General features: G+C 62.1%; 23 protein-coding genes. 8 read left to right on the top strand and 15 right to left on the bottom strand.

Annotated features, from left to right (window positions below; all coding sequences use genetic code 11):
* Nucleotides 1–208: 208 nt before the first annotated feature.
* Nucleotides 209–805, bottom strand: coding sequence for a YdeI/OmpD-associated family protein (locus NKJ57_RS08185; RefSeq protein WP_352510838.1), 597 nt, complete (start codon nucleotides 803–805; stop codon nucleotides 209–211).
* Nucleotides 806–976: 171 nt separating this feature from the next.
* Between NKJ57_RS08185 and NKJ57_RS08180 the strand changes: the two genes are divergently transcribed.
* The gene (locus tag NKJ57_RS08180; protein WP_023715162.1) at nucleotides 977–1,591 is read left to right on the top strand and encodes a hypothetical protein; all 615 of its coding nucleotides are present in this window, start codon (nucleotides 977–979) and stop codon (nucleotides 1,589–1,591) included.
* Between the two features lie 190 nt (nucleotides 1,592–1,781).
* Here NKJ57_RS08180 and NKJ57_RS08175 read toward each other — a convergent pair whose 3' ends face one another.
* A complete protein-coding gene (locus NKJ57_RS08175) occupies nucleotides 1,782–2,693 on the bottom strand; it encodes a S1C family serine protease (protein WP_352510839.1) in 912 nt (303 codons plus the stop codon).
* A 220-nt stretch (nucleotides 2,694–2,913) separates the two neighbouring features.
* Here NKJ57_RS08175 and yghU point away from each other — a divergent pair, with 220 nt between their 5' ends.
* Nucleotides 2,914–3,783, top strand: a complete 870-nt coding sequence (gene yghU / locus NKJ57_RS08170; protein WP_352510840.1) for a glutathione-dependent disulfide-bond oxidoreductase — start codon at nucleotides 2,914–2,916, stop codon at nucleotides 3,781–3,783.
* 152 nt (nucleotides 3,784–3,935) lie between these two features.
* On the opposite strand, the gene NKJ57_RS08165 is transcribed toward yghU, so the two are convergent.
* Nucleotides 3,936–5,132: an aminotransferase-like domain-containing protein gene (locus NKJ57_RS08165; protein ID WP_352510933.1), complete on the bottom strand. Its 1,197-nt coding sequence runs from the start codon at nucleotides 5,130–5,132 to the stop codon at nucleotides 3,936–3,938.
* Nucleotides 5,133–5,401: 269 nt separating this feature from the next.
* On the opposite strand from NKJ57_RS08165, the gene NKJ57_RS08160 reads away from it, so the two are divergent.
* Nucleotides 5,402–6,142 carry a sulfotransferase family protein gene (locus NKJ57_RS08160; RefSeq protein ID WP_352510841.1) on the top strand — a complete coding sequence of 247 codons (741 nt, stop codon included), beginning with the start codon at nucleotides 5,402–5,404 and terminating at the stop codon, nucleotides 6,140–6,142.
* Nucleotides 6,143–6,164: 22 nt separating this feature from the next.
* On the opposite strand, the gene NKJ57_RS08155 is transcribed toward NKJ57_RS08160, so the two are convergent.
* The 4 genes from NKJ57_RS08155 to NKJ57_RS08140 all read right to left on the bottom strand — a co-directional run bounded on the left by NKJ57_RS08155 (nucleotide 6,165) and on the right by NKJ57_RS08140 (nucleotide 7,985).
* Nucleotides 6,165–6,353 carry a hypothetical protein gene (locus tag NKJ57_RS08155; protein ID WP_352510842.1) on the bottom strand — a complete coding sequence of 63 codons (189 nt, stop codon included), beginning with the start codon at nucleotides 6,351–6,353 and terminating at the stop codon, nucleotides 6,165–6,167.
* A gap of 285 nt (nucleotides 6,354–6,638) precedes the next feature.
* Nucleotides 6,639–7,343: a Crp/Fnr family transcriptional regulator gene (locus NKJ57_RS08150; RefSeq protein ID WP_352510843.1), complete on the bottom strand. Its 705-nt coding sequence runs from the start codon at nucleotides 7,341–7,343 to the stop codon at nucleotides 6,639–6,641.
* Between the two features lie 171 nt (nucleotides 7,344–7,514).
* Entirely contained in the window at nucleotides 7,515–7,688 is a 174-nt protein-coding gene (locus NKJ57_RS08145; RefSeq protein WP_023754596.1) for a hypothetical protein, read from the bottom strand.
* A gap of 141 nt (nucleotides 7,689–7,829) precedes the next feature.
* Nucleotides 7,830–7,985 carry a DUF1127 domain-containing protein gene (locus NKJ57_RS08140; RefSeq protein ID WP_023671409.1) on the bottom strand — a complete coding sequence of 52 codons (156 nt, stop codon included), beginning with the start codon at nucleotides 7,983–7,985 and terminating at the stop codon, nucleotides 7,830–7,832.
* Between the two features lie 760 nt (nucleotides 7,986–8,745).
* Between NKJ57_RS08140 and NKJ57_RS08135 the strand changes: the two genes are divergently transcribed.
* Nucleotides 8,746–9,582, top strand: a complete 837-nt coding sequence (locus tag NKJ57_RS08135; protein ID WP_352510844.1) for an SLC5/6 family protein — start codon at nucleotides 8,746–8,748, stop codon at nucleotides 9,580–9,582.
* A 318-nt stretch (nucleotides 9,583–9,900) separates the two neighbouring features.
* Here NKJ57_RS08135 and NKJ57_RS08130 read toward each other — a convergent pair whose 3' ends face one another.
* A complete protein-coding gene (locus tag NKJ57_RS08130) occupies nucleotides 9,901–10,968 on the bottom strand; it encodes a M35 family metallo-endopeptidase (protein WP_352510845.1) in 1,068 nt (355 codons plus the stop codon).
* 269 nt (nucleotides 10,969–11,237) lie between these two features.
* Between NKJ57_RS08130 and NKJ57_RS08125 the strand changes: the two genes are divergently transcribed.
* From NKJ57_RS08125 to NKJ57_RS08110, 4 genes are all read left to right on the top strand, one after another.
* Nucleotides 11,238–11,864 (top strand): nuclear transport factor 2 family protein, encoded by a 627-nt coding sequence (locus NKJ57_RS08125; protein WP_023831038.1) that lies wholly within the window; start codon nucleotides 11,238–11,240, stop codon nucleotides 11,862–11,864.
* 48 nt (nucleotides 11,865–11,912) lie between these two features.
* Nucleotides 11,913–13,871, top strand: a complete 1,959-nt coding sequence (locus NKJ57_RS08120; RefSeq protein ID WP_352510846.1) for a hypothetical protein — start codon at nucleotides 11,913–11,915, stop codon at nucleotides 13,869–13,871.
* A gap of 97 nt (nucleotides 13,872–13,968) precedes the next feature.
* Nucleotides 13,969–17,052, top strand: coding sequence for an ATP-binding protein (locus tag NKJ57_RS08115; RefSeq protein WP_155921577.1), 3,084 nt, complete (start codon nucleotides 13,969–13,971; stop codon nucleotides 17,050–17,052).
* On the top strand, nucleotides 17,049–17,186 hold the full coding sequence (locus NKJ57_RS08110; RefSeq protein WP_155921578.1) for a hypothetical protein: 138 nt from the start codon (nucleotides 17,049–17,051) through the stop codon (nucleotides 17,184–17,186). Before NKJ57_RS08115 ends, NKJ57_RS08110 begins: the two co-directional genes overlap by 4 nt.
* 94 nt (nucleotides 17,187–17,280) lie before the next feature.
* Here NKJ57_RS08110 and NKJ57_RS08105 read toward each other — a convergent pair whose 3' ends face one another.
* The 7 genes from NKJ57_RS08105 to NKJ57_RS08075 form a co-directional block, all read right to left on the bottom strand.
* Nucleotides 17,281–18,264 carry a substrate-binding domain-containing protein gene (locus tag NKJ57_RS08105; RefSeq protein ID WP_023689831.1) on the bottom strand — a complete coding sequence of 328 codons (984 nt, stop codon included), beginning with the start codon at nucleotides 18,262–18,264 and terminating at the stop codon, nucleotides 17,281–17,283.
* Nucleotides 18,265–18,384: 120 nt separating this feature from the next.
* A complete protein-coding gene (locus tag NKJ57_RS08100; RefSeq protein WP_023735417.1) occupies nucleotides 18,385–19,437 on the bottom strand; it encodes an ABC transporter permease in 1,053 nt (350 codons plus the stop codon).
* A complete protein-coding gene (locus tag NKJ57_RS08095) occupies nucleotides 19,437–20,954 on the bottom strand; it encodes a sugar ABC transporter ATP-binding protein (protein ID WP_352510847.1) in 1,518 nt (505 codons plus the stop codon). Before NKJ57_RS08095 ends, NKJ57_RS08100 begins: the two co-directional genes overlap by 1 nt.
* Nucleotides 20,951–21,964, bottom strand: a complete 1,014-nt coding sequence (locus tag NKJ57_RS08090; RefSeq protein WP_352510848.1) for a LacI family DNA-binding transcriptional regulator — start codon at nucleotides 21,962–21,964, stop codon at nucleotides 20,951–20,953. The genes NKJ57_RS08095 and NKJ57_RS08090 overlap by 4 nt, the downstream gene beginning before the upstream one ends.
* 266 nt (nucleotides 21,965–22,230) lie before the next feature.
* Nucleotides 22,231–22,695 carry a GFA family protein gene (locus tag NKJ57_RS08085; RefSeq protein ID WP_352510849.1) on the bottom strand — a complete coding sequence of 155 codons (465 nt, stop codon included), beginning with the start codon at nucleotides 22,693–22,695 and terminating at the stop codon, nucleotides 22,231–22,233.
* Nucleotides 22,696–22,727: 32 nt separating this feature from the next.
* Entirely contained in the window at nucleotides 22,728–23,264 is a 537-nt protein-coding gene (locus NKJ57_RS08080) for an isochorismatase family protein (RefSeq protein WP_352510850.1), read from the bottom strand.
* 79 nt (nucleotides 23,265–23,343) lie between these two features.
* Complete coding sequence (locus tag NKJ57_RS08075) at nucleotides 23,344–25,353, bottom strand: amidase (protein ID WP_352510851.1); 2,010 nt, start codon at nucleotides 25,351–25,353, stop codon at nucleotides 23,344–23,346.
* Nucleotides 25,354–25,539: the final 186 nt, after the last annotated feature.

The raw sequence follows: 25,539 nt of genomic DNA, 5'->3' as shown, positions 1-25,539 counted from the left end.
TTTTCCACTCTTAAGCCAGGATCACGTTAGCATAGTGGAAAACTCTTATTAAACAATATGTTGTTATGTTATTTCCACTATCGCAGCTATCACCCGCGCGACGAGTGGAAAATACCGAAGAAACAATAGGTTATGTCGAGCAAGGGAGGGCAGAACCTCACAAGCGGGTTTTTAGCTGCGCGCACCATGGCAGCCGCTTGCCGTCGCCTCACCGCTTCTGCGGATAGATCGTCTCGCCGCGCTTCAGCATCGCGACGAAAGCCCCGATCTTCTTCCTGCGCCCCGCCTCCGTCTTCATGTTGTGGGTGCGGAAGGCGAGCGCGAAGCGGTTCTGGGCGGAAAGCTTTGCCAGCATCTCTTTTGCCGCGGGTTCGGCATCGATGGCGGCCTGCAGATCGTCAGGGATCTTCATGTCCTTGCCTGAGGCATAGGCGCGGTCCCAGCGTCCGTCGGCCTTGGCCGCCTCGACCTGTTTCAGCCCGTGTTCGGTCATGCGGCCCTCCTCGATCAGGCGGGCGACATTGTCGATGTTGATCTTGCTCCAGATGCTCTTCTTGCCGCGCGGCGTGTAGCGCTGCAGAAAGCTCTTGTCGTCGAGCGGCTTGCGTATGGCGTCGATCCAGCCGAAGCACAGCGCCACGTCGATGGCCTGCTTCGGCGTGATCGAGGCGAGGCCCGAGCCGACCTTGTGGACCTTGATCCAGACCTCGCTCTCGCCGGCATGATTTTCGCGCAGCCAGGCGTAAAAACTGTCGGGATCGGGGAATTCATGAACCTTGTCGGGATCGACCTTGAACGGCGCCATCATCACCTCGTTGTTGCCGGGCCGGCTGTATCGGCTGTCGATGCCAGTTTCCGTCAGCGGCGTCGATACCCCCTAGCCTATTGCGAGCCGGCTTGCGCCCAAGCCGGCGCTCATGGCAGTTTCCCGGCTGGTCGAGCCGGGCAAGGCAGACTGCAATTCGGGGGAAATGCCATGCGATCGATGTTACTCGGCCTCATCCTTCTGCTGCCGGCCTCGGCGCTCGCCGAACCCATCGAAACCCAGAAGATCATCACCGCGCTGACCGGCGACTTCAATGGGGACGGCGCCGCCGATCTGGCGATGATCGTCGAGACCGAGCCCGAAGACGATACCATGGACATGCATTTCTTCCTGAGGGACAAAAAGTACAATTTTCTGAAACCCGCCGGCGTCGTGCATGAGCAGGTCTACGGCGAATGGAACGACTACGACCAGCCGCATTATGAGGGCTCCGGCATCGAACCGGAGTTGACCTTGCTGCCCAACGGCTCGATCAAGATCTATCTGCCGGGGCTGATCGGCCCCGGCGAGCGGACCGACATGACGCTGACCATCGCCTGGCGCAACGAGGCCTTCGTCGTCGCCGGCGTTGCCTATGACCATTACAAATACCAGTCCGTTGTCGTCTACAGCAGCTGCGACTACGACGTGCTGACCGGCAAGGGCAAAAGTATGCAGACGCAGGATGATGACAGCAAGGTGAACAGTATCGTGTCTGTCGAAGGCCAGGTCGTGCCCTTCGCGGAGTGGGACACGGGGACGCCTTTTAGGGTATGCGGGGATTGAGGGGGCAGCCAATCTCCCCCCTCGTGGGGGAGATGGCCGGCAGGGGGGCCGCTGTCCCGCCAACGCACCGGCCAGTGTCAGCCACGTTTATCCCGCGATTCTTGTCAGAAAATAGATCGAGAGGTCGCGATCCTTCGCGCCCCCCCTCTGCCCTGCCGGGCATCTCCCCCACTTGGGGGGAGATTGGCTTTTACTGCAGATGCGGTTTCTTCAAGAAACTGTTGCGGTCGGCGGATTTTACCCTGAGCCAGGTTTCGCGGCCGCCGCGTACGACCCTGAGAGGAATCTCCGAACCCGCCGGATTCTGCCATAGCTTGCGGTAGAAATCGGCGAGCCCGTCGACCTCGCTATCGCGCACGTCGGAGATGATGTCGCCCTGGCGCAGGCCGGCCTTGGCGGCGGGGCCGCCTTCGGCGACGCTCATCACCACGACCGCGCCGTTCGACTCGGCCGAGAAGGCGCCGAGCCATGGGCGTGGCGGCTTCGCCACCTGGCCGCGCGTCAGCAGATCGTCGAGGATCGGGGTCAGAAGGTTGATCGGCACGACCATGTTGATGTCGGCGACCTCGCCGTTGCGGCTCATCTGCAAAAGCAGCGAACCGATGCCGAGCAGGCTGCCATCCTGGCCGATGAGCGCCGCGCCGCCCCAGGACGGATGCGCCGGGGCAATGAAGATCGCCTCGTCGAGCAGATATTCCCAATAGCCGGCGAATTCCTGCTTGGTGACGATGTGTGCCTTGACCGAGCGGCCGGTGCCGTCGGCAAACACCACGGGGTCGCCGATCTTGGCCTTTGAGGCGTCACCCAGCGCCACCGCCGGCAGGCCGAGCGGCGCCAGCGCCTGCACCAGGCCGAAGCCTGTCTCCTGGTCATAGGCCAGCGCATGTGCCGGCACGACACGGCCGTCCTGGTCGGTCAGCCAGACCTCCTCGGCCTCGGTGATGAGATAGCCTATGGTGAGCACCAGCCCGTCGCCGCGGATGACGACGCCGCTGCCTTCCCGGCGCGTGCCCAAGGCATTGGCCGTGAAGGCATCGTCGGGAACCATGGCGCGCACGCCAACGACGGAGCGCAAGAGCGGGGAAACGGGATCGATGGGCATGCTTTCATCCTGGCAGATATGCGTGGGCAGTATCCTCTATAGGTATGCCGCGCTGCACAGGGCGCAAGGGCTTAGGCAACGCTGACATCGATAATAGTTCAACACAAGTTGAACCTTTCTGAATTGCACCTATGTGTTCCAGTATCTACGTTCCGCCGACTTTTCCGCCATCAGTCTCGCGCCGTCGTTTTCGCCCCGCCAAACCCAAGGAATTCCCCGCATGACCGAATACATCCCGCCGAAAGTCTGGAGCTGGAAGAAAGCCAATGGCGGTACGTTCGCCAGCATCAACCGGCCTATTGCCGGTCCGACGCATGACAAGGTGCTGCCGGTCGGCAAGCATCCGCTGCAGCTCTATTCCCTGGCGACGCCGAACGGGGTGAAGGTGACTGTCATGCTGGAGGAGCTTCTGGCGCTCGGCCACAAGGGCGCCGAATACGACGCCTGGCTGATCCGCATCAACGATGGCGACCAGTTCGGCTCGGGCTTTGTCGAGGTCAACCCCAACTCCAAGATCCCGGCGCTGCTCGACCGCAGCGGCAAGACGCCTGTCCGCGTCTTCGAGTCCGGCTCGATCCTGCTTTATCTCGCGGAAAAGTTCGGCGAGTTCCTGCCGACCGAACAGCCGGCGCGCGCGGAAACCTTGTCCTGGCTGTTCTGGCAGATGGGTTCGGCGCCCTATCTCGGCGGCGGCTTCGGCCATTTCTACGCCTATGCGCCCGAAAAAATCGAATACGCCATCGACCGCTTCGCCATGGAGACCAAGCGCCAGCTCGACGTGCTCGACCGGCGGCTGGCGGAGACTGAATATCTCGGCGGCGCCTTCTATTCGATCGCCGACATGGCGGTATGGCCCTGGTATGGCGGCCTTGCGCTCGGCCGCATGTACAATGATTCCGCCGAATTCCTGTCGGTGCAGGACTACGAGCACGTACAACGCTGGGCCAAGGCGATCGACGCCCGCCCGACCGTGCAACGCGGCCGCATGGTCAACCGCGCCTTCGGCGACCCGGCCATGCAACTGCACGAGCGCCACGACGCCGGCGATTTCGAAACGAAGACGCAGGATAAATTGGTGGTGGCGGAGTGAGCTAATCTCCCCCCTTGAGGGGGAGATGGCCGGCAGGCCAGAGGGGGTCGGCTCGACTGGGCGCGACCTCCTGCGACTGATGAAGGTTAGCGCTCCACGCGCGGCGACCCCCTCTGTCGCCTTCGGCGACATCTCCCCCTCGAGGGGGGAGATTAGCCCATCAATTTCGCCAGCCTCGGCACGCCCTCACCCACGGCGCGTTCATCAGCCAGCGTAAAGCTCATCCGCATCGTGTTACGTCCCGAACCGTCGGCATAAAATGCGTTGCCCGGCACGAAGGCGACGCGGGCTTCCTTGACCGAGCGGGCGAGCAGTGCCGTGGCGTCCGCACCTTCAGGCAGCGTCAGCCAGACGAACATGCCGCCTTCCGGTCGGCTCCAGCTGACGCCATCCGGCATTTCCGCTTCGAGCGCTGCAAGCAAGCCGTCGCGGCGCTGGCGATAGGCGCCGATCAGCTTTTCCACCTGGCTGTCATACACGGCCTCGGAGACGCGGTGCATGACCAGCTGGTTGATCGACGGGCTGTGCAGATCCGACGCCTGCTTCATCAGCACCAGCCGCTCGACGACGCGGCGCGGCCCGCAGACCCAGCCGACGCGCATGCCCGGCGACAGGATTTTGGAGAACGAGCCGCAATAGAGCGTGCGGGCGTTTTCGATGCCGCCTGAGCGTTCGCAGTCGAGCGCCAGGATCGGCGGCTGGCCCTCGCCGTCATAGCGCAGCGCGCGATACGCGGCGTCCTCGATGACGGCAATGTTGAGCTCGCCGGCGAGGTCAAGCACCGCCTCGCGCTGCTGGCGATTCAGCGTCTCGCCGGTCGGGTTGGCGAAATCCGGCACGAGATAGGCGAATTTCACTTCGCCGCCTGCAGCAGCAGCCGCCGCCTGGTAGGCGGCCGGCGTCATGTTGCCGCCATCCGGCGTCAGCCGGTCGTAGCGCGGCTCATAGGCGTTGAAGGCCTGGAGCGCGCCGAGATAGGTCGGCCACGTCACGAGCGCTGTGTCGCCGGGCGACAGGAACAGCTTGCCCAGATAATCCAGCGCCTGCTGCGAGCCGGAGGTGATGAAGATGTTGTGCTCGTCGCAGGCGATGCCAAGCTTGCCCATCTGGCCGGCCAGCCATTTTCTGAGCGGCAGATAGCCTTCGGAGACCTGATACTGAAGTGCTGCGCTCGCCTCCGCGCCGCCCAGCACCGAGGCGTAAGCATCGGCGATCGCCTGCGCCGGAAACAAAGCCGGATCGGGGATGCCGCCGGCAAAGGAGATGATGTCGGGCTGGTCGAGCAGTTTGAGCAGCTCGCGGATTTCCGACGCTTTCATGCGCGAGGCGCGCGACGCCAACAGGTCCATCAAACTCACGAGCCAACCTCCCGGGATACGGCATCTGGTCCAGCATGACCGTTCCGGCCATGCGAATTAGGTCAATCTGGCTGACCTATTATCAGGCTCCCTCACCCGCGGGAATAGCCAGACCGTCATTCCGCGTGGCCCAGACGAAAAAGCAAACACATTTTGGCCGCTGCACAGGGAAAATTGTTGCGCGCCGAGGGGCGCGGATGCAACCTCGTTCCGAGCGGACCGGCATAAAAAGAAAAGCGGTCTCAACCAGGGGGGATAAAATGGCGCTTGAACTCATCGGGGCCGGATTCGGCCGCACCGGCACATGGTCGACCTTTGCCGCGCTGAACAGGCTGGGCTTTCCCAGCTACCACATGCAGGAAGTCATCCTCAACAAGGCCAACAAGGGCCATCTCGACTTCTGGCGCAAGGTGGCCAACAGCCCGCCCGGCAGCCAGCACGACTGGACCAGAGTCTTTGCCAATTACAAGGCGACGGTCGACAATCCGGGATGCTGCGTGTGGCGCGAATTAATGGCCGCCTATCCCGACGCCAAGGTGCTGCTCACCCTGCATCCGCGCGGCGCCGAGGCCTGGTACGACAGCACCATCGACACCATCCACTTCACCGAGACATTGTGGCAGTTCAAGGTGCTGGAATGGCTGACGCCGTTCGGCCGCAAATTCGGCGACATGTCGCACAGGCTGATCTGGGGCCGCACGCTTGCCGGCGTGATGGACGACCGCGCCAAGGCGGTGGCGCGCTACAACGCCTATACCGAGGAGGTGATAGCGGCCGTGCCGCCGGAGAAGCTTCTGGTGTTCAAGGTCAGCGATGGCTGGGCGCCGCTCTGCGGCTTCCTCGGCGTGGCGCTGCCCAACGAGCCTTTCCCCAACCTCAATGACCGCGAAAGCGTCAAGAAGATCATCCGCGACATCATCAAGGGCAGCTACATCATGCTGGGGCTGTCGGTGGCGGCGGTGCTTGCGGCGATCGCGGCGCTGTGGTGGTGGCTGGGGTAGCCGCCGGACCGTCAGGATATTGCTACTTGCGCGTGATCCAGCCGAGCAGATCCGGCTCGACGTCTTCGTGGTCGGTCAGGTCGCGAACCAGGGAGGCGGCGAGCGCGCGCCACCGCTTTTCCGGGACATTGTCTTCCATCACCGATTTGATGAAGGCGGCGCGCAGGATGTCGCAATCGAAGGCGGATACATCGAAAAGCAGTTCTGCCATTTCGGGTTTCCCCGTTCACATCGGGCGCGCGAGCCTGTCGAAGCCTCAGGCGCCAGCGCCCCATGTACATGGTCGACGACAGCAGATTCATACTCTTGCGGAACCAAGGTTCAACACAATTCGATTGTACGGTTTTTACCAAGCGATTGCGGTTCGTTGCCCGCTTTTGCGCCGATGCTAGATTTGCCGGGCCGCCTCTCCCCAGACGGCCGCAAATGGCCGGCGCGGCTCTGGCAACATGCTTTCACCGGCATTCGCGTCGGCCATTTCCAGCCCGTGCCAGGCTCAGCCCAGCAGGCGTTCGTATTCGGCCTCGGCCTGGCCGTAGAAGCCGTCGGCGACGGCGATCAGGCCATCCCGGTCGCGAATGACGATCTCGCCGCGCCGCGACCGGATCAGGCCGCGCCCTTCTAGGATCTGCAGGCCGATGGTGACGCCGGGACGCCTGACGCCGAGCATGACGGACAGGAACTCATGCGTGATCTGGATCTGGTGGCCGACCACCCTGTCGTCACACATCAGGAGCCATCTGGCCAGCCGATCCTCGAGCTTGGCGCGGGCATTGCTCAGCGCCGTGGATTTGGTCTGGCCGTGCAGATAATGGGCATAGCGGAGCAGGAAGGCGCGAAGCGTCGGGCTTTTCTGCAGCGCTGCCTTGAACGGCTCGGAATCGATGCACACCGCCTCGCCCGGCATCTGCATGTAGCAATCATGGGGCGCCCAGTCGGCGCCCATCACCAAAGCGGAACCCGACATGCCTTCATGGCCGATAATGCCGACCTCGGTGTCGAGGCCCGGCCGGTTCCTCGCCACCACCGAGGCCAGGCCGCTTTCCAGGAAGCAGACCGAGGCGACCGGCTCGCCCGCCACTTCGAGCGGGGCTTTGAGATCGAGCACACGATGGTGCAAATGCGGCGCAAGCAGTGCGAAGTCGGCCGGGTTCATGCGGCGCAAAAGGCCGCTTTTCTCCTTGCTGACCGACTGGTCCATCGCTCTCTCCCCAAGGGCAAGAGCACATGTCATCTCCCAGCCGTCGGCGCCCTGCCCAAATGCAAACGGTCATTGGACGATAGCTGACTCGGATTCAGCCATTGTACTTCGTACAAAACCGACAAATCAGGGGCGACGCCCCATCAATCAATCCAGCAGCTTGTTCCTGGATCAGCGCTTCGGGCGGTCAGCCGCAACCATGCGCGCTTCGCGCACGATGGAGGGGCGATCGTTGCCGATCAGCGATGCGATCTCTTGTATCTGCTGCTCGGAGGCCCCGGTTTCCCGCGCCAAGGCCGCGAGCGCCTCGGCGCTCAGACCGGACTGTCTCGGTTGCTCCGCCATGGCTCCAATGCCTCCTGTCGGGGCAGGAGTGCGATGGTCGCTCCCAAGCGTCAGCGCCCATTGATGTGGCCGACGATGCTATACTGTACGCTTCCGAACAATCGATGGCGAGCGATATATTAGCGACGCTGGGATGCGGCCCTAGAACGGCAGCCTTATCTCGTCGATCGACCTCGACTCCGTCCAGCCAATGTCTTTCTGGATCTCCGTCGGCAGCGCATTCAGTGCGCGCACGGTCTTCCTGTGCTTGCTGGCGCGCGCCAGGGCAGCGCGAATTCTGCTGAGACTTTCAAACATCGGTTACCTCCATGCAGCAGCAAAGCGCTGCCTTAGGCCCGCTCTTGCACGGCCTCTGTAACCGATCGATTGCGCGGCAACGGTGAAGCGCTTCACAAACCGATGCCGGCCAGAAACATTTGTATACAAATTAGTTGCGCTCCCGCGGTGGCGTGATCCGACCCATGGCAGGGCGATCGCATATGGCGCTCCCTCGGGTTCGGCGACCCACCTTCCCTCCGTCGGCGCAAGGCGATCACATATGAGTTCTTACGAAGAGGACCCCCACCCTAACCCTCCCCACAAGGGGGAGGGAACGCTGCCGCAAGCCACCCTTTCTGGCGTCGAACCTAGGCGATTTGCGGCGATCGGCGCCTACCAAGTCTCCCTCCCCCTTGTGGGGAGGGATTAAGGGTGGGGGTATTCGTAGAGCGCAAACCTGTCATATGCGATTGCCCCGCTCCGCGGAGGGAGAGGAAATGCCAATCACCGAGGTCGCGGCCTTGATGGGCTTGGGTTCCTCTCCCCATGGACATGGAGGAAATGGCCGCGGCGGACGGAGTGGGGCTGGCGCCGCCTTATGCGATTGCCCTGCCCTCCTCCGCACCATCGCCCGCATCCTCGTCCGCCGCCTCGGCTATGGACGAATCCCATCATGGGCAATAAGGATGGGGTCTGCCGTGGCGCTTTCGTGCCGGGGCAGGCGACGTTCGATCAATGACGCTGCGCCGGGCGCCTTTGACGCCGCCCCGCAAACGTGTCGATACCGGGGGATCTGGTCATGACCGACAACAAGCCGACCGTAGACGTTACCAAGGACTGGCAGGCAACGCAGGGCCAGAAGTCCGGGGCCACGCGGCTGCGCCTGTTTGCCGTGCTGTCGTGGGTCATCGCCATTGGCGGCGAGATCGCCGGGATCGTACTGCTCTACAAGCACAAGTTCGACCAGGGCAACCTGCCGCTGCTGATCGGCATCCTGGTCGGGATCGCGATCTTCGCCATCGCCGGCAGCCTGCTCTGGAAGGCGGCCAACCGGAAGGACCCGGCCCGCGAATCCGACACGTTCCGGTTCTTTGTCCAGAACCAACTCGGCGCGATCATCACGCTGATTGCCTTCCTGCCGCTGGTTCTCTTGATCCTCAACGACAAGACCATGGACCCGAAGAGCAAGAAGGTGGCCGGCGGTATCGGCGCCGTGCTCGCCGTGCTGGCGACGCTGATCGGGGTCAGCTACCAGCCGCCATCGGTCGAGCAGTACACGCAGGACATGAACACCTGCGCGGAACAGATCAAGGCGGGGCAGCCGACCACGGCCTGTTCGCCCGAGGTCGCCGCCCAGGCGCAGGCGATCGCCACCGACTCCACCACGGTGGCCGCGGCGACGAAGGACGCGGCACACCCCAATGGCCAGGATATCGTCTACTGGATCGCGCCGGAAAACGGCGCCGCCAAGTCCGACACCGAGCATGTCTTCCACCTCTGCGCGGCCGTCAGCCCGCTGAAGGACAAGACCGTCAACAGCGGCTCGGTGACGGAAGCCTACGCCCAGAACGCCATCCGCATCACCAAGCAGATCGAGATGGAACAGAAGCAGTGCGGGTTTACGGCAGCGCCGTGAATCGGCCAGGGTTTGGCGCGCGCAGTGGATCACTGCCAAACCGGTCCAGTTCGTGTTGTCCGCATTAGCATGCGCGCCCAGGACTTCGATCCTACATTTCGGAGCCAGCCGGCGGGCGGCTTGCCAAATCCTGACAGGACGAGACGAAAGTTGAATGTCGCATTTTGGCCGAGAGCGACCGGACCGCTTTCGGTGTGCGGGAGCGATAGCGGACATTCACCATGCGATCGCAATGTTTCCGGCCCTCGGTGATCTTTTCTCGTTTCTGATGGCAATACGGCACCCGTATCCACGCTGGATCAGTTGCCTGGGTGTCCCTCACATCGGAAGATCCGGGTTGTTCTCCGCAAAGTATTCATGACTATCGGCATTTTCTGTGGCTTGCGGGGGGTTTTCAACCGCGAGTAGCTTGGCGGTATTTTGACCACCAGAGGAATAGTCGTCTGTGAAGACGACGACCTCAAAGTGACTAATTTCGTGTACAATCGTTCCAGATCTTGAATCCGTTCCTTTCAGAGCGGCTGACCAGAACTTTTGACAAACAAAGATATTATAAGGTTGACCACGGAACACATACGCATAAACTCCCGGTCCGCAGACGCTGCCGTGACATCCAAACGATATTGCTTTGTTTGCAAGAGCATCCGCAATCTTCGAGAAATTTCCAGTGGCCTTCGCGTACAGTCCTACGGTATGCGCCCCAAACCATGTCAGATATCGTTGGGAATTCGGTTGCTGGGCAGAAGGCGTGCCCTGCAAAACCTGCAGGGCAGCCGAGGCTATGTTGTTTGCTTCAGCCAGCGCAGCGCCAATATCGTCCTGTTGAGAGCTGTCACACTGGTCGAATTTGGGTGCCGAGAGCGGTATCCGTTCCGGAGGAATTCGACCGGATAGAAGCCTGAACGTGACGGCGTTGCTCAGAACCTGGGCGCGTCTCAGGGCACCTTGAGGGCCAACCAGCAGACCCACTCTCTCTGTATCATAGGTAACCGCATAGATCCCTGCTTCATAGATGGCGTAGTACAATGACAGATCGACGGGCACCGAAATCGATTGTCCGGGTTCGATATTGATAAAGTCAGCCTCGGTCGGTTCTGCTCGCTTCACCAAAGGGCCAATATACTGAATTGGCTGCGACCCTCTCGCTACTGAAAAAATCTCGCCCGAGACGCCGTCGATCGGCGTGGTCCACCTGAGCAGTCTGATCGGGCTGCGTGACCGGTTCGTGAGAGTAAAGTCAATAATTAGCGGGGTATCGTTTCCAAAAGAAGTCAGGCGCGATTGCAGAACTATCTCAATTTCCTGATTCTGCTGCGCAAACGCCAAAGGAACTATACTAAAAAGGGCTGAAATTAGAAACACCATATTTCGAACAATGTTTGGCATTTTTTGCTCCTGTGTAACCACGACTAGAATCTATTGTTTCGCCTACGTGAGCTTTTATTTTGCTAACGCATACCAGGATCACCCACAGCTGATCTGGCAATCAGGAATGAAATTGCTGCAGACAGGGGAGTACAACTTACCACAAATTCACAAATTCAGGAATACGACATCCCCGGCCTGCAATGACATCGATTTTCACTGGCGCCTTTTTTGGCGTGGTATAAGATGAACCGCTACTTTCCCATCAAGCTCCATCCGAGGGGGCCATTATGAGCGAGCGTTGGAAAGGCTTAATAACAGTCTGCGCGATTTTGAGGTATTTTGCCCTGGCGTATGGGTTCTGTTTTGCTTTCAGCGGCACTGCTTTGGCTGATTCATGTGGAACAGAGGCTACTCATGGCTGGAACGTCAATAATAATCCTCCGGCCGAAGACCGTCAGGCAATCCAAGATCTTTTGTCCCGCTACGCCTGGACGATCGACGAAAAAAATGCAGCCGCGTTCGCCACCCTCTTTGCGGAACCTAAATCGTCTTACTATGAGATTTGCGATGCAGGCAGCAGTGTCCTCGAGCTGACACTCGACCTTGGCCCAGAGTCGGCACATGATCTTCTCGTGCAAATGAAAATAATAGTTAAGAAACTGGAAACCGATAAACTCCAGACCCGGCATCTCGTGACCAACACCTTGTTCGACGTGGTTAACGACAAGACGGTGAACACCAAATCGATAGTCCTTGTGACAATGCAGGACTCCCACTCTTCGGCACCGAGTCTTGACTATTCGGCGGATGCCCGCGCGTCTGTTGTAAAGGGCGATGACGGCATGTGGCGATTTCAATCGCTTACTGTCCACGCTGACTATGACGCTGGCTCTGTCGCAGCGAAGAAGCGATGACGCCCAGAGATCGGCCATGGGTTCACTGGCACGCTCCATTGGGCTGAGATGCGTGCTGTTGCGCTGATCGCTGCTGTCCTCGGCGTTGCGTTTCTCCTGTTGTCCGGGACGATCGGACATGAAGCTTTCGTGTCGACGCCGCGAGCCGGCGAGAGGCAAGGCTCCAATCAGGCCGACATGATTTGCAGCAAGGCGGGCAACTGCGCGGCGTCACCATTGCCACGCAGTTCCGCTTTCGAGCCGCTGCGCCCTCGCAGCGTCGCTTTCGCTCCCGCTGAACTCGATGGGAAGGCGTTCGCCGAAGCCGTTACGCGATGGAACCCTGACATCTTTTGGGCGCCGGCCTCAAAGAGCACCGACGTCATAACGAGGTCTGGCGATGAAGCGCGGGCGGTGTTCGGTCCTATTCCAGAGGGCGATTGCGGCAGCCCACAGATGAAGGTCATCCCACTGGAAGTTGATGGCAATGTCGTCGACCTCAAGCCCAATCCGACAAAACCGGGCTCTCCGCTGGAGTTCGAGCACAGCAATGAGAACGGAGAGGTGGTGAAATGGACGGCGACATTGCCCAGATGCGACAAGCCTTCGCTAACTGGCAGCTCAACCTACTGTGGGCTGAACTCACGTGCAGTAAGGGTCGTGCGCGGCAACGTGGAATGGCTGTTCCTCTGCAGAAAGTCCAATATCAGCCACGAGGTCAGCACCGATCCCTACTGGACACGGTCGGATCCGAGATTTTCCGTCTTCGGCACCATCGGGTTCAATCGGAAATCCGGAGAAATCATCTTCTTCGACGGCCGCAAGGACCGGAGCGAGTTCGATTGGTCAAAGCCCTTCGTTCCGCCAGGCGGGCGCAACTATTCCGATGACATCGGAAGGGTTGCGGCGGAGAAAATCTATGACCGGACGTTCCAGATCTCGTGCCATGCATGCCATGACAACAAAAGCCCCTATGTGATAGATCCGCACATTGAACAGAGCAGGGTCGGTTTCCGTTCAGCCCGCGATTCCAAATCGACCGCCTTCAGCCTGGGAGATTTTCTACCGCGCCGACCGCGGTTGCCGGGCGCGCCGTTCCGCGTGGTCGGCTCCGGTTACACCGGCACCTATCCCAATGAACTTAGCCAAGCCAGGACGGTCGAAGATCCGACCGGAAACTGCACAAGCTGCCACACGCTTACCACACAAATCACCGGCCGCCGTTTTGCCGCGGACGCAGTCGGGTACGAACCGGCGGTCACATCGCCAACCTGGGTCCAATTGCTCGAGCTGCACGAGGAACAGACCGTCTACGCCGGCATAGAAGCACATCGCACGGACTGGGCGATCGGCAGCAGCGGCATCCATCCCTGGATGGTGCCGGGGTCCGGCAATGACCTGTCCTCAGGAACGCCTCGATTGAGCTTGGAAGACTGGCGCAAGCTGAGCGACTGTCTGTGGGGAGCCGGCGGTCCTGAGTGTGGCTACCGCCCACTCTACACGCGCTGCCCGGCGCCAGAAGCGCAGGATGAAGGCTCTTCGCTTGCCGATGCCGAGATTCGGGTTTTGCCTCCACCGCCCGGAGAGGACGTCAGGACGCGTGTCCTTCGCTTAAGCTGGACCTTTCGCAACAGCTACGGTGGTGTTCCCGAGCGCGACGATATCAGGATCAATGTGGCAGTCAGCGCGGGCACGATTCCGGCAAACGGGGATCCGCCGCAAAGTGGCGAATATCCAAGCATCGAGCAGGCAAAGGGCATCAGCGTCGAGGCTATCTCCGGTCCAGTCGGTTCAGCCGGCTCCAGCTTGTGGATCGAGAACGTTTCGTTTGCTGGTCACAAGAAATGGAGCGATCCAGCGCCGTCGATGTCGCCGCGCACCTTCCAGATCGATCTGCCCGGTGAATGCAACCGACGCACCTTAGTTCGTTTGGTGCCCAAACGGTTCTGCTTCGACCAGAGCCAAGCGGCATTTAGCGAGGCAGACCATTTGATCTACGCCGATGTTCAGTGTGGCGAGCCTCAATGAACCACCTGACGCGATCGAAAGCGACTGGTGAGCACCGGGATTTGCGATAACATGACTGGGTGCTACATGGTCGCCGCACTAAGGAGGGTCCCGGAGCGTGACCACGCCGGTTCCATTGGCTAGCCCCATTTTGCCCGGCAATCCGGCGAAACCTGTTGCGGAACGGCGTTATCTCACCATCCTGTTCTGCGACATGGTGGGGTCAACCGAATATGCCGACCGCCTGGATCCCGAGGATTTCCAACACCTGATTGAGAGCTTTCTACAGACCTGCAGCAGCGTCGTCCGGCGCCGCAAGGGCGTGACGGCTAGTTACATCGGCGATGCTATTCAGGCCTATTTCGGCTATCCAACAGCTGGTGAGGACGACAGCGAGTTCGCGGTGCTGGCCGCGCTCGAGATCGTTGATGCGGTGGCCACCATCTCCGCAAATCTGGGATATCCGTTGCAAGTGAGGATGGGTATCGCGAGCGGCCAAGTCGTGGTGGGTGAGTTCGTCGGCGCACCGAGCGGTGTATCCACCGTCGCCTTCGGTCACGTCGCGCATCTAGCGGCACGGCTGCAGGTACTGGCCAAGCCGAATACGATCCTTGTCGACGCGGCGACCTTCGAGGCCGCAAGCGGCGCGGTTGATTTCACCGGGTTCGGCAAACATGAGCTGAAGGGATTCGCCGCGCCAGTCCAGGTTTGGCAGGTGCAAAGGGCGCGCATGGTGCCGACCCGCTTTGCAAAGCGGGCGCGTATGACCAAGCTGTGCGGCCGCAACGCCGAATTGCGACTGCTGATGGAGCACTGGGAGACTGTCGTGCGCGACAGGCGTGGCAATGCCGTGTTGGTCTCGGGGGAGTCGGGAATCGGCAAGTCCCGGTTGCTCAACGAAATCCAGCAGCGTCTGCGCAGCTTTCCGCAACTGACCATGCAATGTTCTCCGACCTTTGAGAACAGCACCCTTTATCCATTCCTCGCAGAGTTGCAGAGGATTGCAACGATCGAGGACGGTGACTCAACGGAAGAAAAGCTTCGAAAGCTCCGCAACGGATTGTCGATAGGCTCGGTGTCCAGCGACATCGCGCTGGCGATCTTCTCAGGCCTGCTCGGGATGCCGACGACAATGCCGGACAGGCTTGAAGGGACAAGTGCCGAACGACAGCGCAACATTGCCGAGCAAGCATTCATCGATCTGGTCAGTTATTTGGCGCGAACTACCCCGATCCTGATCTTGTTCGAGGATGAGCAATGGGCCGATGCGACCTCGCGCGACCTTCTCGAAAAAATCGTCGCCAGCCTGGCTTCGACACCCGCCCTCTTGCTTGTGTCGAGCAGGAACAACGCAAGCGTTCCATGGGTCGACGGCCCTGACGGGCACCATATCAGGCTTGAAGCGCTCAGCCGAGCGGACGCTGAAGCGATTGTCCATGACATTAGTCCGAATGCGCTCGCGGCTGACGTAGCAGCGGTGCTCGATCGCGGTGAAGGCGTCCCGCTCTATATCGAAGAGCTTACTCGAAGCGTGGTCGAAACAGGGTTGCGCCTAGACGTATCGCAGCCCAAGCGTCTGTCACTCACGAACAACATTCCAAACTCTCTGCAGTTCTCGTTGCTTGCCCGTCTCGACAGGCTGGGGACCGCCAAGGAAGTCGCGCAGGTCGCGGCGGCGATCGGCCGCGAATTCGATTTCGACATGCTGCGCGAAATTTGTGATTGGCCTGAAGCGGAGTTGCGCGCTGCGGTTGGTGAGCTGATGCGCACAGGGCTGATCGTAGCCGAGCGAGGGACGGCCGGAGCAGGCTTTTCGTTCACCCACGTGCTGCTCCAGCAGGCCGCTAGAGGCACGATGCTGCACGAACGTGCGCAACAGATTCACAAATCGATTGCCGAATGGATCGAGCTGCGCGACCCCAACGCGGGCTTTGCCTATCCCGAAGTGCTCGCTGAGCATTTCGCCGACGCCGGTCTGTTCGATCGCGCCGCTGACTACTGGCTGCAGGCAGGGCTGAAGGCCGCCAAGACTTGGGCGAAAGTTGACGCAGTGCGTATCTTCAGGAAAGGGCTTGAAGCAGCGAAACTCTTGCCTGACTCCGACGATCGTAGCCGCAGGTTGCTTCGCTTCGAACTGGAACTGGGCGACGTTCTGTACGCTGCGCTCGGCTACGTGACGGGCGAAGGCAGTGCCGCGTATCAGCGGGCCATAGCGCTGAGCGGGAAGCTTGGCGAACTGGAGGCGACGATTAGGGCACTCGACGGGCTTTTCGGTACCCATTTCAACTCGGGCCAGTTTGGTAAGGCCCTCGCGGCCAGTGATGAATTAATTCGAGTCGGCGAGGAGGGCGGCTACCTAAACGCGCTCGTTATAGGTCTGCAGTTTAAGGGCATGAGTCTGTTCTGTCAGGGTGAGTTGGCGGAGGCTCGGCAATATCTTGAGCGCGCTCTCAGCCACAAGGGCAGTGCAGACGAGGTCGGCAGCGACTTTCCGAGTATGGCCATGATCTACCTTTCGTGGACCTTGCATATTCTGGGGTATCGCCGTCAAGCGCTGAAACTCTACCTCGAGGCGGAGGCGACCGTTCGGCAGCAATCCGCCTATCGCTTGGCCGCCTGCTTGGGAAACGGGTGTGTGTTGTTCGCCTTCCGCGAAGAGAGCAGGGATATCGCTCGGCTGGCGGATGAACTTCTGCCATTAGCGCAGGAAAACGGTTTCAACCTCTGGACACGGGTGGCGCGCTTTTTTGGTGGCTTGGCTGCATCAAGCCTCGATGACAGTCTGGTGGGAAGCCATATGATGGCATTGACCGAGAGTGACCTTGAAGATCAGGAAGTCGACAAATCGTGTTATTTAGGCTTACTGGCCAAAGCTTTCATTAACTCTGGACAATTCGATATAGCGGCAGAGACCGTCGAGAAAGGTCTGCGCGAGGCCGAAAAGATTGGCGAGCATTACTTTACAGCTGCCTTGCTTCGCATTCGCGGCGAGATCGAACTTGCAAATGGAGTCGGAGACAGAGCGGCAGAGGCTTCTTTCCGCGAGGCTATTGCCTTTGCGCGGCAGCAGCGCGCTAGGAGTTGGGAGTTGCAGGCGACCAATAGTCTGGCAAAGCTATTGCGGTCACAGGGTAGATTCGAAGAGGCGCGTGCGGAATTGCGGGAGATCAACGATTGGTTCATCGCAGCAGACATTGAGTGATTAACGACGCATCACGTTCTGCCGGCAATCTCGACGAGCGCGGATTCGGCAACATCACGATCCCCGGCGCAGCCGCAACTTACGGTTTAAAGCAGACCAACGTCCGCTTACGGGTAGCGATGGCATTGATCTGAAGGCCGGCAGCGGCCATTCACCCGTAGCTCGCCGCAACGCAACAAGGCCCCTCCTGGGGCCTTGCTTTCAACCTCAGTGCTGAGCGTAGCCCCCTCACTTCCCCATCAGCTGCTTGGCATTCTCGGCCGTGATCGCGGTGGTTTCCACCGTCACCGTCTTGTCCACCTCGGTGGCGCAATCGAGCAGGATCTTTTTCGACATCTCGATCGCTTCCTTGGCGCCCGTCGGGTAGGTGAAGGTTGCGACCCAGTCGCCCTTGGCCACGGCTTCGATGCCGCCGGCCGGGCCCGGCAGGCCATCGGTGCCGATGATCTTGACGTCCTTGCCCGCGCCCTTGGCGGCGAGCAGCGCGCCGGCGGCCATCATGTCATTGGAGGCGTAGAGCACCTTGATGTCGGGGTGCGCCTGCAGCATGGCGGCGAAGGCGACCTGCGCCTTGTCCGGCACCCAGTCGGCGGCCTGCTCGGCGACGATCTGGACCTTCGGGTTGCCTTTCACGCCTTCCTTGAAGCCGTTGAGGCGCTCCACCGCCGGCGTCGAGCTCGGCAGGCCTTGCAGCACGGCCGCCTCGCCGCCATCGGGCAGCAGGGTCTTGGCGGTGTACTTTCCGGCTTCCTCGGCGATCTTGAAATTGTCGCCGCCGATGAAGGCGGTGTAGTCCTTGCCCGGGTCGCCGACCGTCTTGCGGTCAAGCTCGATGACCGGGATGCCGGCATCCATGGCGCGCTTCACCGCCGGCGTCAGCGGTGCGGCCTCGAAGGGCGAGATCAAAAGGATATCGACCTTCTGGGTGATGAAATTGTCGACCTGCGAGGTCTGCGTGTTGACGTTGCCGGCGCCGTCGGCGATCTGCAGCGTGAAGCCAGGCACTTCCTTGGCCGCCGCCTCCAGCTCGTCATTGACGTGCTGGCGGTAGGGCTCGGCATTGTTGGCCTGCGAAAAACCGATGACGAACTGGCCGTCCTTGGCGCAGGCTTTCACCAGCGGCTCGGCGGCGTAAGCGGAGCCTGCAATGCACAGGCCGGCGCCTGCCAGCAGCACGGCCTTGAGGGTCGATCCTCTTAGTGTCGTTTTCATAACTCACTCTCCTCCTCGTCCGGCCGGGGGGCCAGACCTTGGTTTGACGTTCACGTGTTGCCGTCTCCTCCTTGTTTGTTTGTGCATGTCGTCATCGCAAAACCTTTTGCGCGACATGCACTAACGACCCAACCCCTCGCGGCGGCGAACGAGGGATTGAAGCACTGCCGCCAGGACGATGATCGCGGCGGTCGCGAGCAGCTGCATGGCGGGCGTGATGTTGTTGAGCTGCAGGATGTTGGCGAGCGCGCCCAGCATGATGGTGCCGGCAACGGTGCCGACCATGGAGCCGGCGCCGCCGAACAGGCTGGTGCCGCCGATGACCACGGCGGCGATGGCCGTCAGCTCATAGCCCATGCCGTCATTGGCGCTGCCGAAATTGAACTGGCCGGCATGGACGATGCCGGCAAGGGCGGCGGCAAAGCCGGTGATGGCGTAGACCGAGATCTTCACCATCGACACCGGCACGCCGGATATGCGCGCGGCGCGCTCATTGCCGCCGACGGCAAAGACATAGCGGCCGAAGCGCGTGGTGTTGAGCACGATGGTGGCGATCGCGGCAAAGACGACGAACACAAGCGTCGCCACCGGCACGGTGTTGTTGAACAGCCGCTCGCCCAGCACGGCGAACACCGGCGGCGCCAGGCCCGGCCCTTCGCCATAGGAAATGTTGATGTACTGATTGCCGGAGACGACCAGCGCCAGCCCGCGCGCGGCCTGCAGGCCGGCCAGCGTGACGATGAACGGTTCCAGCCGAAAGCGGGTGGAGATGGTGCCCTGGATGGCGCCGAAGAAGATGCCCAAAGCGAGCACGGCGAGGATGGTGGGGATCAGGCCGAAGCCGCCGGAGATCATCATCGAGGCGGTGACGACGCTGGACAGGCCAAGCACCGCGCCGACCGACAGGTCGATGCCGGCCGTGATGATGACGAAGGTCATGCCGATGGCGATGATGCCGGTCTCCGACACGGCGCGCACGATGTTGGCGATGTTGTCGGGGTTGAGGAACAGGATTTCGCCGTGGCGGCGCGGCGAGAAGATGATGCCGCCGATCGCCACCAGCACCAGGCCGATCAGGCTCTGGAAGCGCACGATGAGCGCCAGCGGGTCGCGATGCTTTTGAGGCGCCGCCATCACCGGGCTCGCTGCCACTGGGTTGTTGTCCTGAGACATCAGGCCTCCCTGCCGTTAGCCGCGGCCAGCACCGTGTGCTCGTCGACGCCGCCCAAAAATTCCGCCACATTGCGCCCCTGGCGCAGCACCACGATGCGGTCGCACAGACCGATCAGTTCCGGCATCTCGCTGGACGCCACCAGAATGCCGAGCCCTTGCGCGGCGAGTGCCCTGAGCCGCTGGTAGATCTCGCCCTTGGCACCGACATCGACGCCGCGCGTCGGCTCGTCGAGCAGCAACAGGCGGGGGTTGCCGAGGATTTCTTTTGCCAGCACCACCTTCTGCTGGTTGCCGCCGGACAGTGCGCCGACGGCGATATCAGGGTTCTTCGGCCGGATGTCGAACTGACCGAAGGATTCCTTCACCGCCTCGGCCTGGCGGCGCGGCGAGACCAGCCAGTTCGGCGAGATTCTGGATATGACCGACATCACCAGATTGAGGCCGACCGCCATGCGCAGCATCAGGCCCGAGCCCCGGCGATCGTCGGTGACGAAGGCGATGCCGGCGTGGCGGGCAGCACTGATCGAATCCAGTTTCACCGGCTTGCCCGATATGGCGACCTCGCCCTCCCAGCGGCCGGACAGGCCGGTGCCGTATAGCGCGGAGAGCAGTTCGGTGCGCCCTGCCCCCATAATGCCGGCCAGGCCGACGATCTCGCCTTCATGGACATCGAGCGAAACACCTTGCGGCGCCTGCCAGCCGGCGCTGCCGCGGGCGAGCTTGAAGCTGGCGTTCCTCAGGCTGAGCAGCGGCTTGCCCGCCGCTTTGGCGCGTTGGGGATAGAGTTCGTCCAGCGGACGCCCGACCAGCAGCCGCACCAGCTCCGCCTGCGGCGCGTGCGGCTCGGTGATGCCGGCGACGCGGCCGTCGCGCATCACCGTCACCCGGTCGGCAATCCCTGGCACTTCCTCCAGCCGATGCGAGATATAGACGATGCCGACGCCGGTGGCTGCGAGTTTTCTCATGATGTCGAACAGCCGCTCGACTTCGCCGACGGTAAGTGCGGCCGTCGGCTCGTCCATGATCAGCACGCGCGAGGCGTAGGACAGCGCCTTGACGATCGCCACCACCTGGCGCTGGCCGATCGACAGGTCCGCCACCATGGCGGACGGATCGATGGCGATCTCGATGGCTTCCAGCCGCTTCTTGGCCTCGCGGCGCATTGCCGGCACGTCGAGGAAGCCGCCCGGACGCATCAATTCGCGGCCGAGGAACAGGTTGGCCGCGACATCCAGCGACGGCACCAGGTCGAGCTCCTGGAAGATGGTGGCGATGCCGGCCGCTTGCGCCTCACGCGGGTTGTTGAAACGCACGGGTTTGCCGTCGATCTCGATGGTGCCTTCGTCCGGCGTGTAGACGCCCGACAAAAGGTTCATCAGCGTCGACTTGCCGGCGCCGTTTTCGCCGAGCAGCGCGTGGATTTCGCCGGCCTTCAGGTCGAAGTCGACGCCGCGCAGCGCCTGCACGCCGCCGAAGCGTTTGACGGCGCCCGTCATCACCAGAAGCGGGGCGGTCATGTTAGCCTCGTGTGGGTCGGCCTCCCGCAGGAGGCGCGCACCCGCAGAGTCGCCTGCAGCCGCACCGAACGCGGCGCGGAAGCGGTCGCCGCGATGCGGGCGCTGAGCAGGGCCGCGGCCTGCCTGCCTATCTCGGTGCAGGGCTGCGCGACCAGCGTCAGGCGCGGCTCGAAACAATCGGCCCATTCGAAATCGTCGAAGCCGGCCAGCGACAGATCGCCCGGAATGGTGAGGCCTTTTTCGCGGATGGCGCGGACGGCTCCGATCGTCGTCATGTTGTTGCCGGTGACCAATGCGGTTGGTGGCGACGGCAGCGACAGGATGGCGTGGGTGGATGCGGTCGCCGCCGCCGTGTCGACATTCTCGGCCGAGAGATATCGCGGCACGCTTTCAAGTCCATTGGCGGCGAGCGAAGCCTGGAACGCCTCGATGCGCTCGCGCGTCGTCGTCAGGCCCGGCTGTCCGGCGATATAGCCGATGCGCTTGTGGCCGAAGGAGGCGACATGGTCGATCAGCGCGCGCATCGACGTTTCGTTCTCGACGCCGATCTGATCGAAGCGCTCGTCGGCGAAACGGTCGATCAGAACGCATGGCATCTTCTTGTCGGCGAGGTAATCGATGGCGCGCTGCGGCGAGCCCGACGGGGCCAGGATGACGCCGTCGACGCGGCGCTGATGGAAAGCGCGCACCACCTGCAGCTCGCGGTCGGGATCTTCCTGGGTGTCCGACAGGAAGACCATCAGCCCGAGCCGCGCGCATTCGGCCTCGACCGCGCAGATGATGTCGGTGAAATAAGGGTTGGAGATCGCCGAGATCGCCAGGCCGACGCTGTTGGTGGTCGAGGCCTTCAGTGAGCGCGCCAGCTCGTTGGGCTGATAGCCCATCGTGGCGATGGCGTCGTTGATCAGCCTCGCCTTTTCCAGCGAAACGAAGCGCGTGTTGTTGACGACATGCGAGACGGTCGACACCGACACACCGGCGCGCCGCGCCACTTCAGCCATTGTCGGCAAGACATATCAGCGCCTGCAAGCGCTCCTCCCTTATGCGTTTCCCGTCCGCTCTGATGGCGGATTTCAAGGGAGCTTAGGATGATCGAAACGTTTGCGCAATCGATTCGATGCAAATTTTTAGCGGGGCTTATCTCCCCCCTCGAGGGGGAGATGTCGCCGAAGGCTACAGAGGGGGTCGCCGCGCGTGAAGCGCCAACCTTCCATCTGCAGCAAGGACGTCGAGCCCAGTCGCACCGACCCCCTCTGGCCTGCCGGCCATCTCCCCCTCAAGGGGGGAGATTCGCGGTTTCACCGAACTCCGCCACCAGCCCCTCATATTCCTCAAAGGCCGGCAGCGCCTCGTAACTGTGCACCGCAGGCGTGGTTGCCCAAGGCAGCTTCTCGCTGGTCCATGTCTCGATGAACGGCGTGAACCAGCCGGGCTCGTCGAGCATGGTCGGACGCAGATTGACGAACCAGTCGAGCCCTTCGGGGCGCGTGAAGATCCAGCTCATGCAATACGGGCAGAAGTAATGACGCGAGGTGCCGTGCAGCCCGCCGATCACCGGCTCGCCTTGCATGATTTCGAAGCCGTCCGAGGGAATGGCGGCGCTCAGTGAATAGGCGCTGGCCGACATGCGCTGGCAGCCGGTGCAATGGCAAGCCATGGTCAAAAGCGGTTTTGCGGAAATCTTGAGCCGCACGCGTCCGCAGCGGCATCCGCCTTCGGCCGGCAAGGTCAGGGTTGGCACGGCAGTCTCCCAGTCTTCAAACCGCCGGCGGTTCAGTCGCCCGTCAGCGCCTTCGTCGTCACCAGCGTGACGCCGGCATCGGTGAAGTCCGCATTGTACCGGGCGATGATCTCGGTCGCGGTTTCGCCTTCAGTGTCCAGCGTGGAATGGGCATCGGAAACGACGGTGACGCCGAGGCCATCGGCCAGGGCGCCCTTGACGGTGCCGGCGATGCAGAAATCGGTTTGCGCTCCGGCGAGCACGACTTCGCCGGCCCCCTGCCCGGCCACCCAGGCGCCAAGCTCGGCATTCGAGAATGCGTTGCGGACGGTCTTGGAGAATGTCGGCTCGTCCTTGGCCTGGCCGAGTTCCGGCCATACCGGCCAACCCGGCTCGCCCGGCGCCAGCGGATCGCCGGCCGGCCCGTCATGCCGCACGAACGCGATTTTTCGCCCGCTGCGCCGTGCCCAGTCGATCAATGAGCGGGTACGCTCGGCTATGCCCGGCGCATCATGGATCGGCGGCTCGACGCGCCCGTCGAACATGTTGGTCTGGAGATCGATGACGATGAGGGGAGCGAGGTTTGGCATGGCGAGAAGATAACGCGGGCGATGGGAGGGTCAAGACGGCGAAGCTGCTGATCTCCCCCTTGGGGAGATTACATGTACCTCACCCGATTCCACCCGCGACCACGTAAGCACCAGCCGTGCGTCCATCCTCCAGCCGTATGACGGCCGTAACGATCGAGCCGTAAGCGCCTCGCCACACACTGTGCATTCTTTCGTGCTCGCCGGCGGGCACCAGGATGCGACCGTGAAAGCTTGTGCCGCTGCGCCGCAGAGCGACCGGTTCGCCATTGACGTGAACCTTGACGCCAGCGGTCTCCGCATCGAGTTCAACCGTCACGGCGATCTCGGCCTGGTCTCCTCGCCGCGTCGTCTCGGCAACAAGCGTAAGCCTCGGCGCCGGCGCATCGCTGGCCCGCAATCCACCAGGCCGCCCCGCAAACACATCGTCCGGCAATTCCGGCGTGCGCGGCGGGCTGGTGCGGCGTTGGGTGGCGCGCTCGTAATCGCCGGCGAGCCGCAGCAACTCCGCATCATCATAGGCCTTGCCCGCAAAGGTCAGCCCGACCGGCATGCCGATATCGGCCATCGTTCCCATAGGCACGGTGACGGTCGGAATGCCGAGATGACGCCACACCAGATTGCCGTTGGCAACCCAGGTGCCGTTGCGCCAGGCGATTGCTGCAGAGGTCTCGTTGACGTCGGCATCGGCCGGGCCGACATCGGCGACCGCCGGCAGCACGACGGCGTCGAGCCGGTTCGCGTCCAGCCAGTCCTCGAAGTCGATGCGCCGCGTCGCCTCCAATCCCTTCAGACCTTCCGCCAGCATTGGAATATCCAGCAATGGCGTCACGCCCTGTTTGGCGCGTGTGACATAGTCCGCCAGATCGAAACCGTCATCGCCATAGCGGTCCGGCAGCGCGCCCGGCGGCTGCGGGAAAATCTTTGGGCCGTCGACCGCAGCCAGGTCGGGGACCACCGGATCGGCATTTGCGCGCAGGAAATCGTCCCAGCCCCAGATGCAGAGATCCCAGATTTCGCGCTCTGCAAAGGCTTCCGGCACCAGCCCGCGTTCGACCATGGTTTTTGTGCCCGGACGGTCGCGCTCATAGTTCGAGACGACGGGGAAATCGACCTCGACCACCTCCGCGCCGAGCTTTTCCAGGTCACGCGCCGCCTGCCGCCAGAGGTCGAGCACCGGGGCGCGGGTCTCGATGGGTTTGGGCGCGCCGCCGTCGCGGCCGATATACATTTTCGGCACGCCGAGGCGTTTGCCTTTCAACGAGCCCTCCAAGGCGAGTGTAGTGTAGCTTGGCGGCCCGAGAGCAGCGCTTTTCGCGATCGAGACCCAGGGCTGCGCGCGCCAGAAATCGCCGCGCGTCTCGGTATCGTCGGCGACGATCACGTCGAGCAGTTCCAGCATGTCGGCGATGCCGCGCGTGTGCGGCACCACCACATCCATGGTCGGCACCAGCGGCCAGTTGCCCCTGACCGAAATGACGCCGCGCGACGGCGTGTAGGCGACAAGTGCATTGTTGGACGCCGGCGCGCGGCCGGAAGACCATGTCTCCTCGCCCAGCCCGAAAGCGGCAAAGCTCGCAGCGGTCGCGGTGCCGGAACCGTTGGACGAGCCGGAAGCGAAGGCGGCGGTCAAATAGTCGGCATTGTAGGGGCTCTCGGCGCGGCCATAGACGCCACGCTGCATGCCGCCATTGGCCATAGGCGGCATGTTGGTCAGCCCGATCAGCACAGCACCACCGGCCCTCAGCCTGGCAATGGTGAAAGCGTCCTCGTTGGCGACGAGATGCTCGAAGGCGGGCGAGCCGGCGGCCACCGTCAGGCCCTTCACCTTATAGCTGTCCTTGGCGGTGTAGGGGATGCCGTCGAGCGGCCCGAGGGTGGCACCATTGCGCCGCCGCAGGTCGGACGCCGCCGCCTCCTCGAACATTGCCGGGTTAAGCACCGGCACGGCATTGAGCGCGATGCCATGGCGGTCGTAATGCGCGATGCGCCTGAGATAAGCGCCCACCAGCTCGACGCTGGTGACGGTGCCGGCCTCCAGCGCCCGGCGCAGGTCGGCGATCGTGGCTTCGACGAGCTGGAGGTTGGGCATGGGATTCTCGAGATGCAGCGGCAAATGAGTCTTCGCATCGTGCGATGCGAGTGTCACGCCGCAAACGAAAGGCGTGACGGCGACGCTGCTGATCTCCCCCAAGTGGGGAGATGGCCGGCAGGCATAAGTGGCCTCCGAAATTGACTGATGAAAGACAGTTTTGGTATCCGCTGCCGATGTCCATTA

It is taken from the genome of Mesorhizobium sp. M0077, from assembly GCF_040322955.1.
In the GTDB taxonomy this organism is placed as follows: Bacteria; Pseudomonadota; Alphaproteobacteria; order Rhizobiales; family Rhizobiaceae; genus Mesorhizobium.
Note: the sequence above shows the minus strand (reverse complement) of the source record. Positions and strands in the feature narration are given on the sequence as shown.